Origin of the sequence: Nocardioides ganghwensis (genome assembly GCF_014779655.1) — a bacterium.
Lineage (GTDB): Bacteria > Actinomycetota > Actinomycetes > Propionibacteriales > Nocardioidaceae > Nocardioides > Nocardioides ganghwensis.
This window is the reverse complement of the sequence record NZ_JACXYX010000012.1, coordinates 32,261-48,289: the sequence shown is the minus strand read 5'-3', so window position 1 is coordinate 48,289 and position 16,029 is coordinate 32,261. Positions and strand designations below refer to the sequence as shown.

Annotated in this window: 17 protein-coding genes; 11 read left to right on the top strand and 6 right to left on the bottom strand. The window is 72.8% G+C overall.

Annotated features, from left to right (window positions below):
- The first annotated feature begins 175 nt into the window (after window positions 1-175).
- The 6 genes from IEZ24_RS14400 to IEZ24_RS14375 are packed head-to-tail and all read left to right on the top strand — an operon-like array spanning window position 176 to window position 5,881.
- Window positions 176-1,552 (top strand): glutamine synthetase family protein, encoded by a 1,377-nt coding sequence (locus IEZ24_RS14400; RefSeq protein ID WP_129454672.1) that lies wholly within the window; start codon window positions 176-178, stop codon window positions 1,550-1,552.
- Window positions 1,553-1,595: 43 nt separating this feature from the next.
- Window positions 1,596-2,312 (top strand): gamma-glutamyl-gamma-aminobutyrate hydrolase family protein, encoded by a 717-nt coding sequence (locus IEZ24_RS14395; RefSeq protein WP_242498438.1) that lies wholly within the window; start codon window positions 1,596-1,598, stop codon window positions 2,310-2,312.
- On the top strand, window positions 2,309-3,691 hold the full coding sequence (locus IEZ24_RS14390) for an aldehyde dehydrogenase family protein (protein ID WP_242498437.1): 1,383 nt from the start codon (window positions 2,309-2,311) through the stop codon (window positions 3,689-3,691). The genes IEZ24_RS14395 and IEZ24_RS14390 overlap by 4 nt, the downstream gene beginning before the upstream one ends.
- On the top strand, window positions 3,688-4,476 hold the full coding sequence (locus tag IEZ24_RS14385; RefSeq protein WP_129454670.1) for a 3-oxoacyl-ACP reductase: 789 nt from the start codon (window positions 3,688-3,690) through the stop codon (window positions 4,474-4,476). The genes IEZ24_RS14390 and IEZ24_RS14385 overlap by 4 nt, the downstream gene beginning before the upstream one ends.
- 4 nt (window positions 4,477-4,480) lie before the next feature.
- Window positions 4,481-5,212 carry a FadR/GntR family transcriptional regulator gene (locus IEZ24_RS14380; protein WP_129454668.1) on the top strand — a complete coding sequence of 244 codons (732 nt, stop codon included), beginning with the start codon at window positions 4,481-4,483 and terminating at the stop codon, window positions 5,210-5,212.
- 48 nt (window positions 5,213-5,260) lie between these two features.
- Entirely contained in the window at window positions 5,261-5,881 is a 621-nt protein-coding gene (locus IEZ24_RS14375; RefSeq protein ID WP_224745354.1) for a pentapeptide repeat-containing protein, read from the top strand.
- A 4-nt stretch (window positions 5,882-5,885) separates the two neighbouring features.
- Here IEZ24_RS14375 and IEZ24_RS14370 read toward each other — a convergent pair whose 3' ends face one another.
- On the bottom strand, window positions 5,886-6,437 hold the full coding sequence (locus IEZ24_RS14370; RefSeq protein WP_129454666.1) for a TetR/AcrR family transcriptional regulator: 552 nt from the start codon (window positions 6,435-6,437) through the stop codon (window positions 5,886-5,888).
- 136 nt (window positions 6,438-6,573) lie between these two features.
- Between IEZ24_RS14370 and IEZ24_RS14365 the strand changes: the two genes are divergently transcribed.
- The 3 genes from IEZ24_RS14365 to IEZ24_RS14355 are packed head-to-tail and all read left to right on the top strand — an operon-like array spanning window position 6,574 to window position 8,511.
- Window positions 6,574-7,185 (top strand): biotin transporter BioY, encoded by a 612-nt coding sequence (locus tag IEZ24_RS14365; protein ID WP_129454664.1) that lies wholly within the window; start codon window positions 6,574-6,576, stop codon window positions 7,183-7,185.
- Between the two features lie 7 nt (window positions 7,186-7,192).
- Window positions 7,193-7,903 (top strand): energy-coupling factor ABC transporter ATP-binding protein, encoded by a 711-nt coding sequence (locus tag IEZ24_RS14360; protein ID WP_129454662.1) that lies wholly within the window; start codon window positions 7,193-7,195, stop codon window positions 7,901-7,903.
- Complete coding sequence (locus tag IEZ24_RS14355) at window positions 7,900-8,511, top strand: energy-coupling factor transporter transmembrane component T family protein (RefSeq protein WP_129454660.1); 612 nt, start codon at window positions 7,900-7,902, stop codon at window positions 8,509-8,511. The genes IEZ24_RS14360 and IEZ24_RS14355 overlap by 4 nt, the downstream gene beginning before the upstream one ends.
- A gap of 17 nt (window positions 8,512-8,528) precedes the next feature.
- Here the strand turns inward: IEZ24_RS14355 and IEZ24_RS14350 are convergent, their stop codons facing one another.
- Genes IEZ24_RS14350 through IEZ24_RS14340 form a run of 3 tightly spaced genes read right to left on the bottom strand, consistent with a single transcriptional unit; the run spans window position 8,529 to window position 10,924 of the window.
- The gene (locus IEZ24_RS14350; RefSeq protein ID WP_129454659.1) at window positions 8,529-8,915 is read right to left on the bottom strand and encodes a VOC family protein; all 387 of its coding nucleotides are present in this window, start codon (window positions 8,913-8,915) and stop codon (window positions 8,529-8,531) included.
- Window positions 8,916-8,923: 8 nt separating this feature from the next.
- Window positions 8,924-10,330: an amidase gene (locus IEZ24_RS14345; protein ID WP_207206770.1), complete on the bottom strand. Its 1,407-nt coding sequence runs from the start codon at window positions 10,328-10,330 to the stop codon at window positions 8,924-8,926.
- Between the two features lie 39 nt (window positions 10,331-10,369).
- Window positions 10,370-10,924, bottom strand: a complete 555-nt coding sequence (locus IEZ24_RS14340; RefSeq protein WP_129454657.1) for an NAD(P)H-dependent oxidoreductase — start codon at window positions 10,922-10,924, stop codon at window positions 10,370-10,372.
- A gap of 73 nt (window positions 10,925-10,997) precedes the next feature.
- Between IEZ24_RS14340 and IEZ24_RS14335 the strand changes: the two genes are divergently transcribed.
- The gene (locus IEZ24_RS14335) at window positions 10,998-11,588 is read left to right on the top strand and encodes a TetR/AcrR family transcriptional regulator (RefSeq protein ID WP_129454655.1); all 591 of its coding nucleotides are present in this window, start codon (window positions 10,998-11,000) and stop codon (window positions 11,586-11,588) included.
- Between the two features lie 24 nt (window positions 11,589-11,612).
- Here IEZ24_RS14335 and IEZ24_RS14330 read toward each other — a convergent pair whose 3' ends face one another.
- Window positions 11,613-12,284: a DUF305 domain-containing protein gene (locus IEZ24_RS14330; protein WP_207206769.1), complete on the bottom strand. Its 672-nt coding sequence runs from the start codon at window positions 12,282-12,284 to the stop codon at window positions 11,613-11,615.
- Between the two features lie 183 nt (window positions 12,285-12,467).
- On the opposite strand from IEZ24_RS14330, the gene IEZ24_RS14325 reads away from it, so the two are divergent.
- Entirely contained in the window at window positions 12,468-14,261 is a 1,794-nt protein-coding gene (locus IEZ24_RS14325) for an LVIVD repeat-containing protein (RefSeq protein WP_129454653.1), read from the top strand.
- Between the two features lie 46 nt (window positions 14,262-14,307).
- Here IEZ24_RS14325 and cimA read toward each other — a convergent pair whose 3' ends face one another.
- Window positions 14,308-15,990, bottom strand: a complete 1,683-nt coding sequence (cimA, locus tag IEZ24_RS14320; protein ID WP_129454651.1) for a citramalate synthase — start codon at window positions 15,988-15,990, stop codon at window positions 14,308-14,310.
- Between the last annotated feature and the right edge of the window lie 39 nt (window positions 15,991-16,029).

Sequence of the window (16,029 nt, the reverse complement as noted above, 5' to 3'; positions counted from 1 at the left end):
AGACCCGCCAATGGCAGGGCCGCTATACCTTTGGACCGCAGATTCTGCTGGCACGACCACGTACGACTTCGACGTCTGGGAGCGCAATGGTTGACTGCTCTTGGCAATGAGCGGATAACTGGTCGCACACAGCAGCCCCTCCCACCCCTGTCGCAGCCCCGTCCCAGGAGGTCCCATGGCACGTGATCGGCACACCTCAGGCCTCCTGTCCCTCGACGAGCTGGCCGCCCTGGTCGACGCCGGCGAGGTGGACACCGTCGTCGTCGGCTTCGCCGACATGCAGGGCAGGCTGGTCGGCAAGCGGGTCTCCTCGCGCCTCTTCATGGAGGAGGTCGAGCCCCACGGTGCCGAGTGCTGCAACTACCTGCTGGCCGTCGACGTGGAGATGAACACCGTCGCCGGCTACGCCATGTCGGGCTGGGAGCGCGGCTACGGCGACATGGTGATGCGCCCCGACCTCTCGACCCTGCGCCTCACGCCCTGGCTGCCCGGCGGCGCACTGGTGATGGCCGACCTCGAGTGGTTCGACGGCTCACCCGTCGCGGCCGCGCCACGCAGCATCCTGCAGCGGCAGGTCGACCGGCTGGCCGAGCGCTCGCTCGTCCCGTACGCCGGCACGGAGCTGGAGTTCATGGTCTTCGACGACACCTTCCGCGACGCCTTCGCCCGTCGGTACTCCGGCCTGCGCCCCGGCAGCGACTACAACATCGACTACGCCATGCTCGGCTCGACCCGGATGGAGCCGCTGCTGCGCGACATCCGCCGCGGCATGGAGGGTGCGGGGATGTACTGCGAGGGCTCCAAGGGCGAGTGCAACCTCGGCCAGCAGGAGATCGCCTTCCGCTACGACCACGGCCTGGTCACCTGCGACAACCACACGATCTACAAGAACGGCGCCAAGGAGATCGCCGACCTGCACGGCAAGAGCCTGACCTTCATGGCGAAGTACGACGAGCGCGAGGGCAACAGCTGCCACGTGCACCTCTCGGTGCGCGGCGAGGACGGCTCGGCGGTCATGGCCGACGAGTCGCGGCCGCACGGGATGTCGCAGCTCTTCGAGCACTGGGTCGCCGGCCAGCTCGCGTGCATGCGGGAGCTGACGCTCTTCCTCGCGCCCAACATCAACTCCTACAAGCGCTTCGTCGAGGGGAGCTTCGCCCCGACCGCCGTCGCGTGGGGCATGGACAACCGCACCTGTGCCCTGCGGGTCGTCGGCCACGGCCTCGGCATGCGCCTGGAGAACCGGGTGCCGGGCGGCGACGTGAACCCCTACCTCGCGGTCGCCGCGATCATCGCGGCCGGCCTGCACGGCATCGAGAACGAGCTGCCGCTGGAGCCCGCGCTCGAGGGCAACGCCTACACCAGTGACGTCGACCGGCTGCCGACGACGCTGCGCGAGGCCGCCGACCTGTTCGAGGGCTCCGCCGTCGCGCGTGCCGCCTTCGGCGACGAGGTGGTCGAGCACTACCTCAACAACGCCCGCGTCGAGCAGCGGGCGTACGACGCCGCGGTCACCGACTGGGAGCGGGTGCGGTGCTTTGAGCGGATGTGACACCACTCGCCCCGACGCCGGTCCCCGACGCCCCGTGATCGGGGTGACGACGTACGTCGAGCGTGCCCGGCAGGGCGTCTGGGACGTCCCGGCGGCCTACCTGCAGTACGAGTACGTCGAGCTGGTGACGCGGGCCGGCGGCGTGCCGGTCCTGCTGCCCCCGCCGGGCACCGGGACCACGCCGGCCCACGAGGTCCTCGACCGGGTCGACGCGCTCGTCCTGGCGGGCGGTCGCGACGTCGACGCCCGGCGCTACGGCGCCGACCCGCACGAGACCGCCGACCCGCCGGCCACCGACCGCGACGAGTGGGAGATCGTCCTCACCCGGGTCGCGCTGGACCGCGGGGTGCCGCTGCTGGGCATCTGCCGTGGCGCGCAGGTCCTGACGGTCGCGTTGGGCGGGACCCTCGTGCAGCACGTGCCCGACCTGCCCGAAGCCGGAGCGCACAAGCACGGCCCCGGCGAGTTCGCCTCGCACACGGTGCGAACGGTCGCGGGCACCCGCGTCGCCGCCGCCCTGGGCGACGACGTGCAGGTGTCCTGCTACCACCACCAGGCCGTGGAGCAGCTGCCCGACGGCCTGCGCGCCACGGCCCACGCCGAGGACGGCGTCGTCGAGGGCGTCGAGCTCGACGGCACCGGCTTCGCGGTGGGCGTGCAGTGGCACCCCGAGCAGACGCTGGACGACCTGCGACTGATGGAGTCGCTGGTGCAGGCAGCACGCGAGCAGATGGACCAGCGATCGAGGGAGATGGTGTGACCGCCGCGATGTTCGACATCGTCAACCCGGCCGACGAGTCGGTCGTGACGAGCGTCCCCGAGCTGGAGGCCGGCGACGTCGACGACGCCGTCGACCGGGCGAGGACCGCCCAGCGGAGGTGGGCCGCGCTCGCGCCGGCGGACCGCGCCGCGGCGCTGCGCTCGTTCGCCGCCGCGGTGGACGCCCACGTCGACGAGCTGGCCGACCTCGAGGTGCGCAACTCCGGTCACCCGCTCGGCCAGGCCGAGTGGGAGGCCGGACACGTCCGCGACGTGCTCACCTACTACTCCGCCGCGCCGGAGCGCCTCTTCGGCCGGCAGATCCCGGTCGCCGGCGGGCTCGACCTGACCTTCGCCGAGCCGATCGGGGTCGTCGGCGTGGTCACGCCGTGGAACTTCCCGATGACGATCGCGTCGTGGGGGTTCGCCCCCGCGCTCGCAGCCGGCAACGCCGTCGTCCTCAAGCCGGCCGAGTGGACGCCGCTGACGTCGCTGCGCCTGGCCGAGCTCGCGCTCGAGGCCGGCCTGCCCGAGGGCCTGTTGCAGGTCGTGACGGGCAAGGGCTCCGTGGTCGGCGAGGCACTCGTCGACCACCCGGACGTGCGCAAGGTCGTCTTCACCGGGTCGACCGAGACGGGCACGCGGGTGATGGCGCGGGCCGCGGCGCAGGTCAAGCAGGTCACCCTCGAGCTCGGCGGCAAGAGCGCCAACATCGTCTTCGCGGACAGCGACCTCGAGAAGGCTGCGGCGACCGCGCCGTACGGCGTCTTCGACAACGCCGGGCAGGACTGCTGCGCCCGCAGCCGGATCCTCGTCCAGCGCAGCGTCCTCGACCGCTTCATGGAGCTGCTCGAGCCGGCGGTGGCCGGCGTACGGGTGGGCGACCCGCGCGACCGCGCGACCGAGATGGGCCCGCTCGTCTCCCGCGCGCACTGGGAGAAGGTCGCCTCCTACGTCCCCGACGACGCACCCGTGGCGTTCCGTGGCACGGCGCCCGAGGGGCCGGGCTTCTGGTTCCCGCCGACCGTGCTGACGCCCTCGCGGGAGGACCGTACGGCGCGCGAGGAGATCTTCGGCCCCGTGGTGGCGGTCCTCCCGTTCGAGGACGAGGCCGACGCGATCGCGCTGGCCAACGACTCCGCCTACGGCCTGTCCGGATCGATCTGGACCCGCGACGTCTCCCGGGCCGTCCGGGTCAGCCGGGCCGTCGAGGCCGGCAACCTGTCGGTCAACTCCCACTCCTCGGTGCGCTACTCCACGCCGTTCGGCGGGTTCAAGCAGTCGGGCGTCGGCCGCGAGCTCGGCCCGGAAGCACCGCTGTCGTTCACCGAGACCAAGAACGTCTTCATCGCCATCGACCCAGCCGAGGAGCCGTCATGAGCACCACCCCCGTCGACCTCACCCAGCGGCTGCGCGACCGCGTCGCCGTCGTCACCGGCGGTGCCTCGGGCATCGGCCTGGCGTCCGCGCGGCGGCTTGCCGCGGAGGGCGCGCGCGTGGTGGTCGCGGACCTCGACCCCGAGACCGGCGGCGCGGCAGCCGAGGAGGTCGGCGGCACCTTCGTCGCGGTCGACGTCTCCGACCGCGAGCAGGTCGACGCGCTCTTCGACTCCGTCGCCGCCTCGCACGGCGCGGTCGACATCGCCTTCAACAACGCGGGCATCTCGCCTCCCGAGGACGACCTCATCGAGTCGACCGACCTCGACGCCTGGGACCGCGTCCAGCTGGTCAACCTCACCTCGGTCTACCTCTGCTGCCGCGCGGCGCTGCGCCACATGGCGCCGCAGCAGCGCGGGTCGATCATCAACACCGCGTCGTTCGTCGCGGTGATGGGCTCGGCGACCTCGCAGATCTCCTACACCGCGTCCAAGGGCGGCGTCCTCGCGATGTCGCGCGAGCTGGGCGTGCAGTACGCCCGGCAGGGCATCCGGGTCAACGCGCTGTGCCCGGGCCCGGTCAACACCCCGCTGCTGCAGGAGCTGTTCGCCAAGGACCCCGAGCGGGCGGCGCGCCGCCTCGTCCACGTCCCGGTCGGGCGGTTCGCCGAGCCCGAGGAGCTCGCGGCGGCCGTCGCGTTCCTCGCCAGCGACGACGCGTCGTTCATCACCGCGAGCAGCTTCCTCGTCGACGGCGGCATCCACGCGGCGTACGTCACCCCGCTCTGATCCCATGACCGAGTCCCGCCTCGCCGAGGAGACGTTCTTCCGACCCGTCCGGCCGGGCAACGCCTTCGAGGACACGGTGCAGCGGCTGCTGCAGACGATCCGGCTCGGCGTGGTCGCACCGGGCGAGTCCCTGCCGTCGGAGCGCGACCTCGCGGTGCGCCTCGGGGTCAGCCGCGACACCGTGCGCGAGGCGCTGCGCTCGCTGGGCGAGGCGGGGTACGTCGTGGCGCGCCGCGGCCGCTACGGCGGGACCTTCGTCGCCGACGAGCTGCCGCACCCCGAGCCGCACGACTCCCCCGGCCCCGACTCGGCCGGCCCCGACGACACCGACCTCGAGGAGGTGCTCGCCCTCCGCGAGGTGCTGGAGGTGGGGGCCGCCCGGCTGGCGGCGTCGCGGACGCTGTCGGCGCCCGAGCGCGACCTGGTCTGGCGTGCGCTCGACGAGGTGACCGGCGCCGACCCCGCCGACTACCGGCGGCTCGACTCGCGCCTGCACCTCGTCGTCGCCGAGATCACCGGCGTGCGCTCGCTCGTCACCCTCGTCGCCGACAACCGCATGCGGGTCAACCGGTTCCTCGACGGGATCCCCCTGCTGGAGCGCAACATCGCGCACTCCGACGAGCAGCACCGGACGCTGGTGACCGCGATCCTGGCGGGCCAGCCCGACGCCGCGGCGGCCGCCGCCGAGGAGCACCTGGCCGGGTCCGCCGCGCTGCTGCGGGGTTTCCTGGCCTGACGGCTCCCGGTCCTCGACCTGTCGGTGCGCCTCGCTAGCGTGGCCGGCATGGAGCCGATGGACGTGACCGGGCAGGCCCACCGCGACCGACACTTCCGCGGCGACGACTGGTACGGCGACGACCTGGGGGCCGCGCGGTTCGTCGAGTGCACCTTCACCGACGTCGACCTCTCCGAGGCCACCACGTCCGGCGCGACGTTCGAGCAGTGCACGTTCCACGGGGGCCGCTTCAACGCCTCGACCCACACCGCGACCGCGTTCGTCGGGTGCGACTTCCGGCGCACGTCGTTCTTCGACGCGACGCTCGACGGCTGCAAGCTGGTCGGCTCGGTCTTCTCCGACTGCACCCTGCGACCGCTGACGGTGACCGGTGGCTCGTGGCTGGGGGTGACGATCCGCGGCACCAACCTCTCCCGCCTCGACCTCACGGGCGTCGACCTGCGCGAGGCGGACCTGTCGATGTCGGACCTCACCCTCACCACCCTCGCCCGCGCCCGGCTCGACCGCGCCGTGCTGCGCCAGGCCAGGCTCGACCGCACCGACCTGCGCGGGGCGAGCCTCGACGGCGTCGACCTGGCTGCCGCCGAGCTGAAGCGGACCCGGCTCGACCTCGCCGGTGCGGTCCTGCTGGCCGAGCTGCAGGGCGCGGACGTCGACACCTCCGCCTGACGCGTCAGCCCAGCCGGGCGCGCAGGCCGTCGATCACGAGGTCGAGGCCGAGGTCGAAGTCGGGCAGCGAGTCGAGCGACCGCTCGACGGCACCGAGGCTGACGGCCTGGCGGGCGGTCTGCTCCTCGAAGGCGTGGCCGAAGACGTAGTGCACGAGCGTCCGCGAGGCGACCGCGACGAGCTCATCGGGCGCGTCGGCGTCGGTCAGCACCTTCTCCAGGTCCGCGACGGGGGCAGCGGCACCGAGGCCGAACGCCCACACCGTCGCGACGACGTCGGCACCGTCGGTGCAGGCCAGCATCGCGTCGCGGAGCTCGGAGCAGATCTCGCGCAGCTGGCCGGGCCACTCGGAGGCCGTACGCGGTCGCGCGCCACGGGCGAGGATCTCGTCGGCCACTGCGGCGAGCAACGCCTGCTTGCTGGCGAAGTGGTGGTAGATCGCGCTCGGCTGGACCTCGAGCTCGGCGCCGAGCCGACGCATCGTCAGCGCGGCCAGGCCGTGGGCGTCGAGCAGTGCGACCGCGTGGGCCAGCACGTCGCTGCGCTTGTGGGCCACCACACACTCCTCGGGTCGCGATCGGGGGCTGGACGTCGTTGACGTCGCTCGTGCGGCCACCCTAACCTGAACACCGTTCAGCCTGAACACCGTTCAGGTCGATTCCCCCGCCTCCCCGTAGAGAGTCCCGAGCCCGATGTCTGCCACCACCCAGCCCGACACCACGCACCCGGACGCCCCCGCGAGCACCTCGTCCCCGTCGCGCGACATCGCGCTGATCGCCGCCTTCGCCGCCCTCATCAGCGCCAGCGCGTACGTCGGCGCCATCCCGGTCGGCAGCGCCGGCGTACCGATCACCCTGCAGACCCTGACGGTCATGCTGGCCGGCTGCATCCTCGGCCCGGCCCGCGGCTTCTCGGCCGTGACGCTCTACCTGGCCCTCGGCGCGGTCGGCCTGCCCGTGTTCGCCGAGCACTCGTCCGGCATCGGCGTCTTCACGGGCCCGAGCGGCGGCTACCTCCTCTCGTTCCCGATCGCCGCGGCCCTCGGCGGCTTCCTCGTGAAGTACGTCGCCCGCGACCGCCGCACCCGGGCGCTCGTCGTCTTCGCCTGCTCGATCGCCGCGAGCATCCTGGTCATCCACCCGCTCGGCATCATCGGGATGATGCTGCACTTCGACGTCTCGTTCCTCGAGGCCGCCACCTGGGACATGCCGTTCTGGCTGGGCGACGTGGTGAAGACCTCGCTCGTGGCGATGATCGCCGCCGAGGTGCACCGGGCCTTCCCGCAGCTGCTGCACCGCGACTGACGACCCCTTGCCCACGATCCAGCTCGACGCCGCTGCGGTCCGGGTCCCCCTGCCCGGGCGCGGCGAGCGCGAGATCCTCGCGCCCACCACGCTGACCCTGACCCAACGCCGGATCGGCATCATCGGCGCCAACGGGTCGGGCAAGTCGACCCTGGCCCGCATGCTCAACGGCCTGGTCCGGCCGACGTCGGGACGCGTCGTCGTCGAGGGCCACGACGTGGTCCGCGACGGAGCAGCCGTACGACGTCTCGTGGGCTTCTGCTTCACCGACCCGGCCGCGCAGCTGGTCATGCCCACCTGCGTCGAGGACATCGAGCTCTCGCTGCGTCGGAGGGTCGAGGACGGCACCACGCGTCGCCAGCGGGCACTCGACGTGCTCGCCGCCAACGGGCTCGCCGAGCACGCCCACGACTCGGTGCACTCGCTGTCCGGGGGCCAGCGACAGCTGCTGGCGCTCGCCGGCGTGCTGGCCCTCGAGCCGACGGTGGTGGTCGCCGACGAGCCGACCACGCTGCTCGACCGGGCCAACACCCGTCGCGTCGCCGACACGCTCTTCGGCCTCGACCAGCAGCTCGTGCTGGTCACCCACGACCTCGACCTGGCCGCGCGCTGCGACCGGGTGGTCGTCGTCGACTCCGCCCGGGTGGTCGCCGACGGGCCTCCCTCGGAGGCCATCGCCCACTACACCTCCCTCGTCGACGGCCTGAGCACCGCATGAGCGACCTGATGGCGGGGCTGCACCAGCCCGGCGACACGATCCTCCACCGGCTGCCGGTCGGCACGAAGGTGCTCGGGCTCGCGGTGCTCAGCCTGGCCATCGTGCTGGTCCGCGACGTCCGCGCCGCACCGGTCTTCCTCGCCGTGACGCTGCTGCTGGCCGCCGTGGCGCGGGTGCCGCTGCGCTCGGTGTGGCGCGCGGCCCGAGGAGTGCTCCTCATCGCGGTCGTGGCCAGCCTGTTCCAGTGGTGGTGGTACGGCGGGGAGAAGGCGGTGGAGACCTTCCTCGACCTGCTCAGCCTGGGCCTGGCCGCCCTGTCGCTGACCGCGACGACCGAGGTCACCGAGATGGTCGACGCCCTCGCCCGGTGGGCGCGCCCGCTGAGGGTGCTCGGCGTCGACCCCGACCGCGTGGCCCTCACGGTGGCGCTCACCATCGGCGCGCTGCCGGGCACCATCGCGCTCGCCCGGGAGACCCGCGACGCGGCCCGGGCTCGGGGGCTCGACCGCAACCCCCGGGCGTACCTCTCCCCGTTCGTCATCCGCGTCGTCGCCCGCGCCCACGAGTCGGGCGACGCCTTGCACGCGCGCGGGATCGGCGACGACTAGCACTGCTGCCCGCGAGGTCAGCCGAGCGGCTGGTCGAGGAACCAGCGGTGCCCGAACGGGTCCCGGAACACCGCCACCCGACCGGCGGGCGGGCTGTCCTCGGGACCGCGGTCGAGGGTGACCCCGGCCGCCACGACGCGCTCGCAGAGGGCGTCGACGTCGTCGACCTCGAGGTGCAGCGAGACCGCAGCACCGCGCGAGGGGTCCGGCGCGGCCACCCCGGCGGACTCGAACTCCGCGGACATCATCCAGCGGCCACTGCCGACCGCGAGCTCGACGTGGCCGATCCGGCCGTCGTCCATCACGATCGGGTCGAGCACGACCTCCGCGCCGAGCACCTCGACGTACCACTCGATCGCGGCCCGCGCGTCGGCGACGCAGAGGTACGGCGTGAGGTCACCCATGCCTCACCTCACCAGCCCGGCGGACGCCTGTCCACCCATGCCGCTCCCGCGTCTGCCATGGCCTGCTCGACCTGGGCGGCCACGCGGAGGAGCAGCTCCTCCTCGGCGGGACGGGCCGCGAGCATGACCCCGACCGGCAGCCCGTCGTCCGTCCAGTGCAGGGGCAGCGACATCGCCGGCATCCCGGTGACGTTCCACGCCGACGTCCACGGCGTGAAGGCCTTCTGGAGGGCGAAGTCGCGCGCCGGGTCGGCGTCGTCGCGCAGCTCGCCGACGAAGGCCGGGGGCCGGGCGAGGGTCGGGGTGAGCACGACGTCGTACGCCGCCAGCGCCGCGAGTGCCGCGGCGGCGTGCTGGCGGAGGCGGCCGATCGCGAGCCCGAGCTCCGGACCACTGACCGCGTGGCCACGCTCGGCGAGCCACCGGGTGAGGGGCCGCAACCGGCCCTCGCGCCCGGGGGGCGCGGCCGACATGGCGGTGAGGACGGCCCAGCAGGTCTCGAAGTCGACCACCGCGTCGCGCGGGATCGGCACGGGCACGTCCTCGACGTCGTGGCCGAGGGAGGCGAGCAGGTCGGACGCCTCGCCCCAGGCGGCCACCGAGGAGGGATGGACGTCGACCTCGGTGATGACCGGGGCGATGAAGCGGGCGACGCGCAGGCGGCCGGGGTCACGGTCGCAGGCGTCGAGGAACGGACCGCTCGGCGCGGGCGCCCAGAACGGGTCGCCCACCCGTCGCCCGGCCAGGACGTCGAGGAGCGCGGCCGCGTCGCGGACCGTACGGGCGAGGGTGCCGGCCGTCGCGAGCCCGACCGGGTCGCCGTACCGAGGCGCGCCGCTGATCCGGCCGCGGCTCGGCTTGAGCCCGACGAGCCCGCAGCACGACGCCGGGATGCGGATCGATCCCCCGCCGTCCGAGCCGGGCGCGACCGGGAGCAGGCCCGCGGCCACGGCCGCAGCCGCTCCGCCGGAGGAACCGCCGGCCGTACGCGTCGGGTCCCACGGCGTGACGGCGGGCGGAGCCACGTCGGGCTCGGTGTAGCAGGGCGAGCCGAACTCCGGGGTGTTGGTCTTGCCCAGGCTCGGCATTCCGGCCGCCTCGACGGTCAGCACCAGGTCGTCCGAGACGTCGGGCACGAAGTCGTCGTACGCCGCCGAGCCGAAGGTGGTGCGCACCCCTGCGGTGGGGTGCAGGTCCTTGATGCCGGTCGGGACGCCCCAGAGCGGACCAGCGTCCTCGGGCCGACCCGCCCCGGTCAGCCGGCGCGCGTGCTCACGCGCCTGCTCGTGCGTCGTGGTGACGAAGGCCCCCACCCGGTCGGCACGGCCGGCGAAGTGCTCGACCAGCTCGAGCGGCGACACCTCGCCGCGGCGTACGGCGTCGCCCTGCTCGAGCGCGGTCAGGTCGTGGAGCACACGCCGACCGTAGCGAGCGTGTCGAACCCGAGGCGACCGTCAGGCCGCGACGTCGACCTCGTGCGCGACGAGGGCGTCGAGCGCGCCGAGGAAGCGCCGCACGGCCGCCTCGTCCTGCAGCGGGTCGCCGTCCACGGCGGGCTCGTCGACGACGATGCCCTCGACCACGACGGCGCCGGCGATGGTCGCGGAGTGGCGCGCGTGCTCGTGCGACCACTTGCCGCCGTACGGCGTGGGCGTGGCGCCGATCGCCGCGAAGGGCTTGCCGACGATGGCGCCCTGCCCGTAGGGCCGCGAGAGCCAGTCGATGGCGTTGTTGAGCACGGCCGGCATGGTGCCGTTGTACTCCGGCGTCACGGCGAGGACGCGGTCGGCGGCGGCGACGGACTCGCGCAGGGCGGTGGCGGCGGCGGGAGCGGTCTCGCCGTCGAGCTCCTCGTTGTAGAACGGGACGGCGTCGATGCCCTCGACGACGTCGACGGTCACGCCGGCCGGGGCGTGGTCGCGGAGGTGCTCGGCGATGCGGCGGTTGAGGGAGCCGGCGCGGTAGGAGCCGAGAAGGACGGCGACACGGGTCTGCTTGTCAGTGGTCATGCCCGCCTAAACGGACCATGGTCCGCTTCTATTCCGGTGCGGCCGGACTTTTCCCGCACCTAGGCTGGCGGGCGTGACCCACCTGCTGCCGCTCGCGGACGATCCCGCGCCGGAGCGGGCGGACGCGGCGCGCAACCGCGAGGCGATCCTCGCGGCGGCACTGCGCCTGGTCCGGACCCGCGGCGTGGGGTGCGTGACCATGGAGACGGTCGCCGCGGAGGCCGGTGTCGGCAAGGGCACGCTGTTCCGACGGTTCGAGAGCCGCGAGGGGCTCATGGGCGCCGTGCTCAACGAGTCGGAGACGGCCTGGCAGGCGAGCGTCATCTCCGGTCCCCCGCCCCTCGGGCCGGGTGCGCCGCCGATGGAGCGGCTGCTGGCCTTCGGGCACTCCCGGCTGCGGACGAACCTGACCCACGCCGAGCTCATCGCAGCGGCCGGCCGCCCCGGCGCCCGGTCGGCGGCAGCGCTGTCGTTCGCCAACATGCACGTCCGCTACCTCCTCGGAGAGCTCGGCGTCACCGGCGACCTGCTGATGCTCGCGACCGCGCTCCTCGCGCCGCTGGAGATGGTCGTGCTGGACCAGCAGGTCAACACCGAGCACATCTCGCTCGAGCGGATCGAGGCCGGGTGGGACGACCTCGTGCACCGCGTGGTCGGTCGCTGACCCCGGCGGCCCCGTGGGGACGGGTCACCCAGCGAGCTCGGCGAGCTTGCGCCTCATCGCCGCGATCTCGACCTGCTGGTCGGTCCCGATGTGGCTGGCGAGCTGGAACACCTCGGACTCCTGGCCGCCCTCGCCCTCGGTCAGCAGCGACTCGACCATCACCACCGCGCCCTCGTGGTGGCGGATCATCCCCTGCAGGAACAGCCGGTCGAAGCGCGGTCCCGACGCCCGCTCCAGCCGGGCCATCTCCTGCGGCGTGAGCATCCCCGGCATGCCGTGCTCGCCGTCCGAGTGCCCCGCGTGCATGCCGGACACGCTCTCGCCGCGTCCGGTCAGCCATCCCTCGAGCTGCTCGATCTCCGCGACCTGGGTCACCTCGATCCGCTCGGCCATCGCCGACAGGTCGGGGTCCGCTGCGCGGGCCTCGACGAGCGCCGTCATCTCCAGCGCCTGCTGGTGGTGCGGGATCATCCCCTGCACGAAGGCGACGTCCGCGTCGGTGTACGCCGGCTCGTCGACGCTCTCGGCCTCCTCCGGCGACAGCGTGGTGCCGGACTCCCCCGGAGCACCGAGCTGCACCACCGGGGCCGCCGCGTCCTCCGGCTCGGCCTCGGAGGTGCACCCCACGAGGCCGACGAGCATCACGACGAGCGCGGCGGCGGTCCGGCCGGGGCGGCGGTCTCGGGTCGTCGGCATGGAGTCTCCATTCACGAGGTCCTGCCACATTCTGGGTCTGGCGGTGGGGAGCTGTCATCGCTACTTTGGCAGGTCATAGTAGGTCGACCACGCCGCGGACCTTCCGGACCGAGCACCACGTGCCGACCTGAGCTTGGGAGGGCCACCGCGATGTCTCGTCAACCCCGCCGGAAGAGGACCACGATGCGCGCGGCGGGGGTGATCACCCTGGCGGCCGCACTCCTGCCCGCGACGGCGTACGCCGCGGACGACCCGCGCGAGGACCTCGCGCCCGGCTACTTCCCGTGGTCGGAGGCGAGCAGCAACATCGAGCTGCTCGACAACGACCCGCGGGTCGCGCCCTTCGACGCGCCGCCGGGGAACTTCGGCTTCGTCAACTCCGACCTCGCGTTCTCCGGCGACCGCGCGTTCGTCGGCAGCTTCAACGGCTTCCAGGTCTACGACCTCTCCGACCCCACCGACCCGGCGCTCGAGGCGTCGTTCGTCTGCCCGGGCGGCCAGGGCGACGTCTCCGTCCACGGTGACCTGCTCTTCATGTCGGTCGAGGAGACCCGCGGACGGATCGACTGCGGCGCCCAGGGCGCACCCGGCGCGGTCAACCCCGAGCGGTTCCGCGGCGTACGGATCTTCGACATCAGCGACGTGGCCAACCCCGTCCAGCTCCCCGGCGTGCAGACCTGCCGCGGGTCCCACACGCACACGATCGTCACCGACCCCGACGACCCGGAGAACATCTACATCTACAACTCCGGCACGTCCGGGGTCCGCTCGCCGCTCGAGCTCGCCGGCTGCGAGAACGCCGCGCTCACGCAGAGCCCGGTCACGACCGGCAACCCGACCCAGTGGCGCATCGACGTCATCAAGGTGCCGCTCGCCGCTCCGGAGACGGCCGCGATCGTCAGCCAGCCGCGGATCTTCACCGACCCCGCCACCGGCGCGTTCAACGGCCTCCAGAACACGCTGCCCTGCGCCCAGCAGCCCGTCGGCTGCCTGCACCCCTCGGGCACCCAGTACTCCCCGACGCCCAACACCAACACCTGCCACGACGTGACGGCCTTCCCCGCGCGTGAGCTGGTGGCGGGCGCCTGCCAGGGCAACGGCATCCTGCTGGACGTCGAGGACCCGGAGAACCCCGTACGCCTGGACGCGGTCGCCGACCCCAACTTCTCCTACTGGCACTCCGCGTCGTTCAACAACGACGGCACCAAGGTGATCTTCACCGACGAGTGGGGCGGCGGCACCAGCGCGCGCTGCCGGGAGACCGACAAGCCGGAGTGGGGCGCCGACGCGCTCTTCGACATCGCGGGCGACCAGATGGAGTTCGCGAGCTACTACAAGATGCCCGCCGCGCAGACCGTCAACGAGAACTGCGTCGCCCACAACTCCTCACTGGTGCCCGTGCCGGGACGCGACATCCTCGTGCAGGCGTGGTACCAGGGCGGCCTGTCGGTGATCGACTTCAGCGACACCGCCAACCCGGTCGAGATCGCCTACTTCGACCGCGGACCGGTCAACTCGCCGTTCCCGATCCCGGACCCGTCGAACCCGAACCGGATCAACCTCGGTGGGCTGTGGTCGACCTACTGGTACAACGGCCAGGTCTACGGCAGCGAGATCGCGCGCGGCTTCGACACCTTCGGCCTGCTGACCAGCGACCTGCTGAGCGAGAACGAGCTCGACGCGGCCCGCGAGGTGCGGCTCGAGGAGTTCAACGCCCAGCACCAGCAGAAGATCGTCTGGAAGCCGAGCTTCAACGTCGCCGGCGCCTACTACGACCAGGCCGTGCGGTCCGGTGCGCTGGCAGGCAAGACGCTGGCGACCGTGACCAAGCACCTCGACAAGGCCGAGGAGCTCGCCGGCAAGGGCGAGGTGGCCTCCGCGAAGGAGCAGCTGACCAACGCCATCCGCGCGCTGGGCGACAGCGGCGACCAGGGCGAGCTCAAGCAGGCCCTCCGGGAGCTCCGCGACAGCCTGTGACCGCGTACGGGCGCCGCCGCCGCAACGGTGGCGGCGCCCGTACGGGTCAGCGGTGGTGCCGGCGCAGGCCGAAGGTGAGGCCGTCGACCAGCGCGCCCCACGACGCCTCGATGACGTTGGCGCCGACGCCGACGGTGACCCACGACGACTCCCCGTCGGTGGTCTCGATCAGCACGCGGGTGATCGCGTCGGTGCCGTGGCCCTGGTCGAGGATGCGCACCTTGTAGTCGATGAGCTCGAACTTCGCGACCTCCGGGAAGGCCTGGCCGATCGCCTCGCGCAGTGCCGCGTCGAGGGCGTTGACCGGGCCGTTGCCCTCACCGGTCACGACGTAGCGCACGCCCTCCGAGCCTGGTTTCGAGACAGGTCGCTCGTCCGCTGGCGCGTCCGAGCCGAGCCCCCTCAACCTCCTCACCTCGTCCGGTGACCTCGCAGGCTCGGCCCCCGGTGTTCGCAGCTTCACCGTCGCCTCGGAGATCGCCTCGCCGTCGGGGCGGGTCTCGGTGATGACCCGCCACGACTCGACGTCGAAGTAGGACGGCCGCGTGCCCTCCACCTCCTCGGCGAGCAGCAGCTCGAAGGAGGCGTCGGCGGCCTCGAAGGTGTGGCCGCGCTGCTCCATCTCCTTCACCCGGGCCGTGACCCTCGTGACGAGCTCGCGGTCGTCGGAGAGGTCGTAGCCGAGCTCCTTGCCCTTGAGCTCGATCGAGGCGCGGCCGGCCATGTCGGAGACGAGCAGGCGCATGTCGTTGCCGACGACGAGCGGATCGAGGTGCTGGTAGAGGTTGGGGTCGACCTTGATGGCGCTGGCGTGCAGCCCGGCCTTGTGCGCGAAGGCCGACGTGCCGACGTACGGCTGGCGGGACGCGGGCGGGACGTTGGTGACCTCCGCGACGGCGTGGGCGATGCGGGTCGCCTCGCGCAGGAGCCCCTGGGGCAGGACGGCGCGGTCCAGCTTGAGCTCGAGGTTGGCCACGACGGTGACGAGGTCGGCGTTGCCGGTGCGCTCGCCGTACCCGTTGATGCAGCCCTGCACGTGGGTGGCGCCGGCCGCCACCGCGGCGAGGGAGTTGGCGACCGCGCAGCCGCTGTCGTTGTGGGCGTGGATGCCGACGCGGGCGCCGGTCGACTCGATCACGTCGAGGACCACGTCGAAGACCCAGTCGGGCAGCATGCCGCCGTTGGTGTCGCAGAGCGCGACGACCTCGGCGCCCGCCTCGGCGGCCGTGCGCAGCACCTCGAGGGCGTAGGCCCGGTTCTCGCGGTAGCCGTCGAAGAAGTGCTCCGCGTCGAGGAAGACCGTCTGCCCCTCCGCGCGGAGGTGGCTGACGGTGTCGCGCACCATCGCGAGGTTCTCCTCCAGCGTCGTGCGCAGCGCGAGCTCGACGTGCCGGTCGTGCGACTTCGCGACGAGGGTGACCACCCCGGCGCCGGAGTCGCGCAGCGCCGCGACGAGCGGGTCGTCGGCGGCCCGTACGCCGGCGCGGCGGGTGGCGCCGAAGGCCGCGAGCCGCGCGTGGCGCAGGTCGAGCTCCTCACGCGCGCGCCGGAAGAACTCGGTGTCCTTGGGGTTGGCGCCGGGCCAGCCGCCCTCGATGTAGCCCACGCCGAGGTCGTCGAGCTGGCGGGCGATGACCAGCTTGTCGGCCACGGAGAGGTTGAGCCCCTCCTGCTGGGCGCCGTCGCGCAGGGTGGTGTCGTAGACGTGGAACGAGCCGTGCAGGTCCATCGGAGGTCTCTCGGTCGAGGCGGGGGTACAAAAAAACCT

Bases quoted from the DNA above. Each gene is read 5' to 3' on its own strand.
- IEZ24_RS14400 (WP_129454672.1), top strand. From the start codon at position 176: ATGGCACGTGATCGGCACACCTCAGGCCTCCTGTCCCTCGACGAGCTG.
- IEZ24_RS14385 (WP_129454670.1), top strand. From the start codon at position 3,688: ATGAGCACCACCCCCGTCGACCTCACCCAGCGGCTGCGCGACCGCGTC.
- IEZ24_RS14380 (WP_129454668.1), top strand. From the start codon at position 4,481: ATGACCGAGTCCCGCCTCGCCGAGGAGACGTTCTTCCGACCCGTCCGG.
- IEZ24_RS14375 (WP_224745354.1), top strand. From the start codon at position 5,261: ATGGAGCCGATGGACGTGACCGGGCAGGCCCACCGCGACCGACACTTC.
- IEZ24_RS14365 (WP_129454664.1), top strand. From the start codon at position 6,574: ATGTCTGCCACCACCCAGCCCGACACCACGCACCCGGACGCCCCCGCG.
- IEZ24_RS14355 (WP_129454660.1), top strand. From the start codon at position 7,900: ATGAGCGACCTGATGGCGGGGCTGCACCAGCCCGGCGACACGATCCTC.
- IEZ24_RS14350 (WP_129454659.1), bottom strand. From the start codon at position 8,915: ATGGGTGACCTCACGCCGTACCTCTGCGTCGCCGACGCGCGGGCCGCG.
- IEZ24_RS14340 (WP_129454657.1), bottom strand. From the start codon at position 10,924: ATGACCACTGACAAGCAGACCCGTGTCGCCGTCCTTCTCGGCTCCTAC.
- IEZ24_RS14330 (WP_207206769.1), bottom strand. From the start codon at position 12,284: ATGCCGACGACCCGAGACCGCCGCCCCGGCCGGACCGCCGCCGCGCTC.
- IEZ24_RS14325 (WP_129454653.1), top strand. From the start codon at position 12,468: ATGCGCGCGGCGGGGGTGATCACCCTGGCGGCCGCACTCCTGCCCGCG.
- cimA (WP_129454651.1), bottom strand. From the start codon at position 15,990: ATGGACCTGCACGGCTCGTTCCACGTCTACGACACCACCCTGCGCGAC.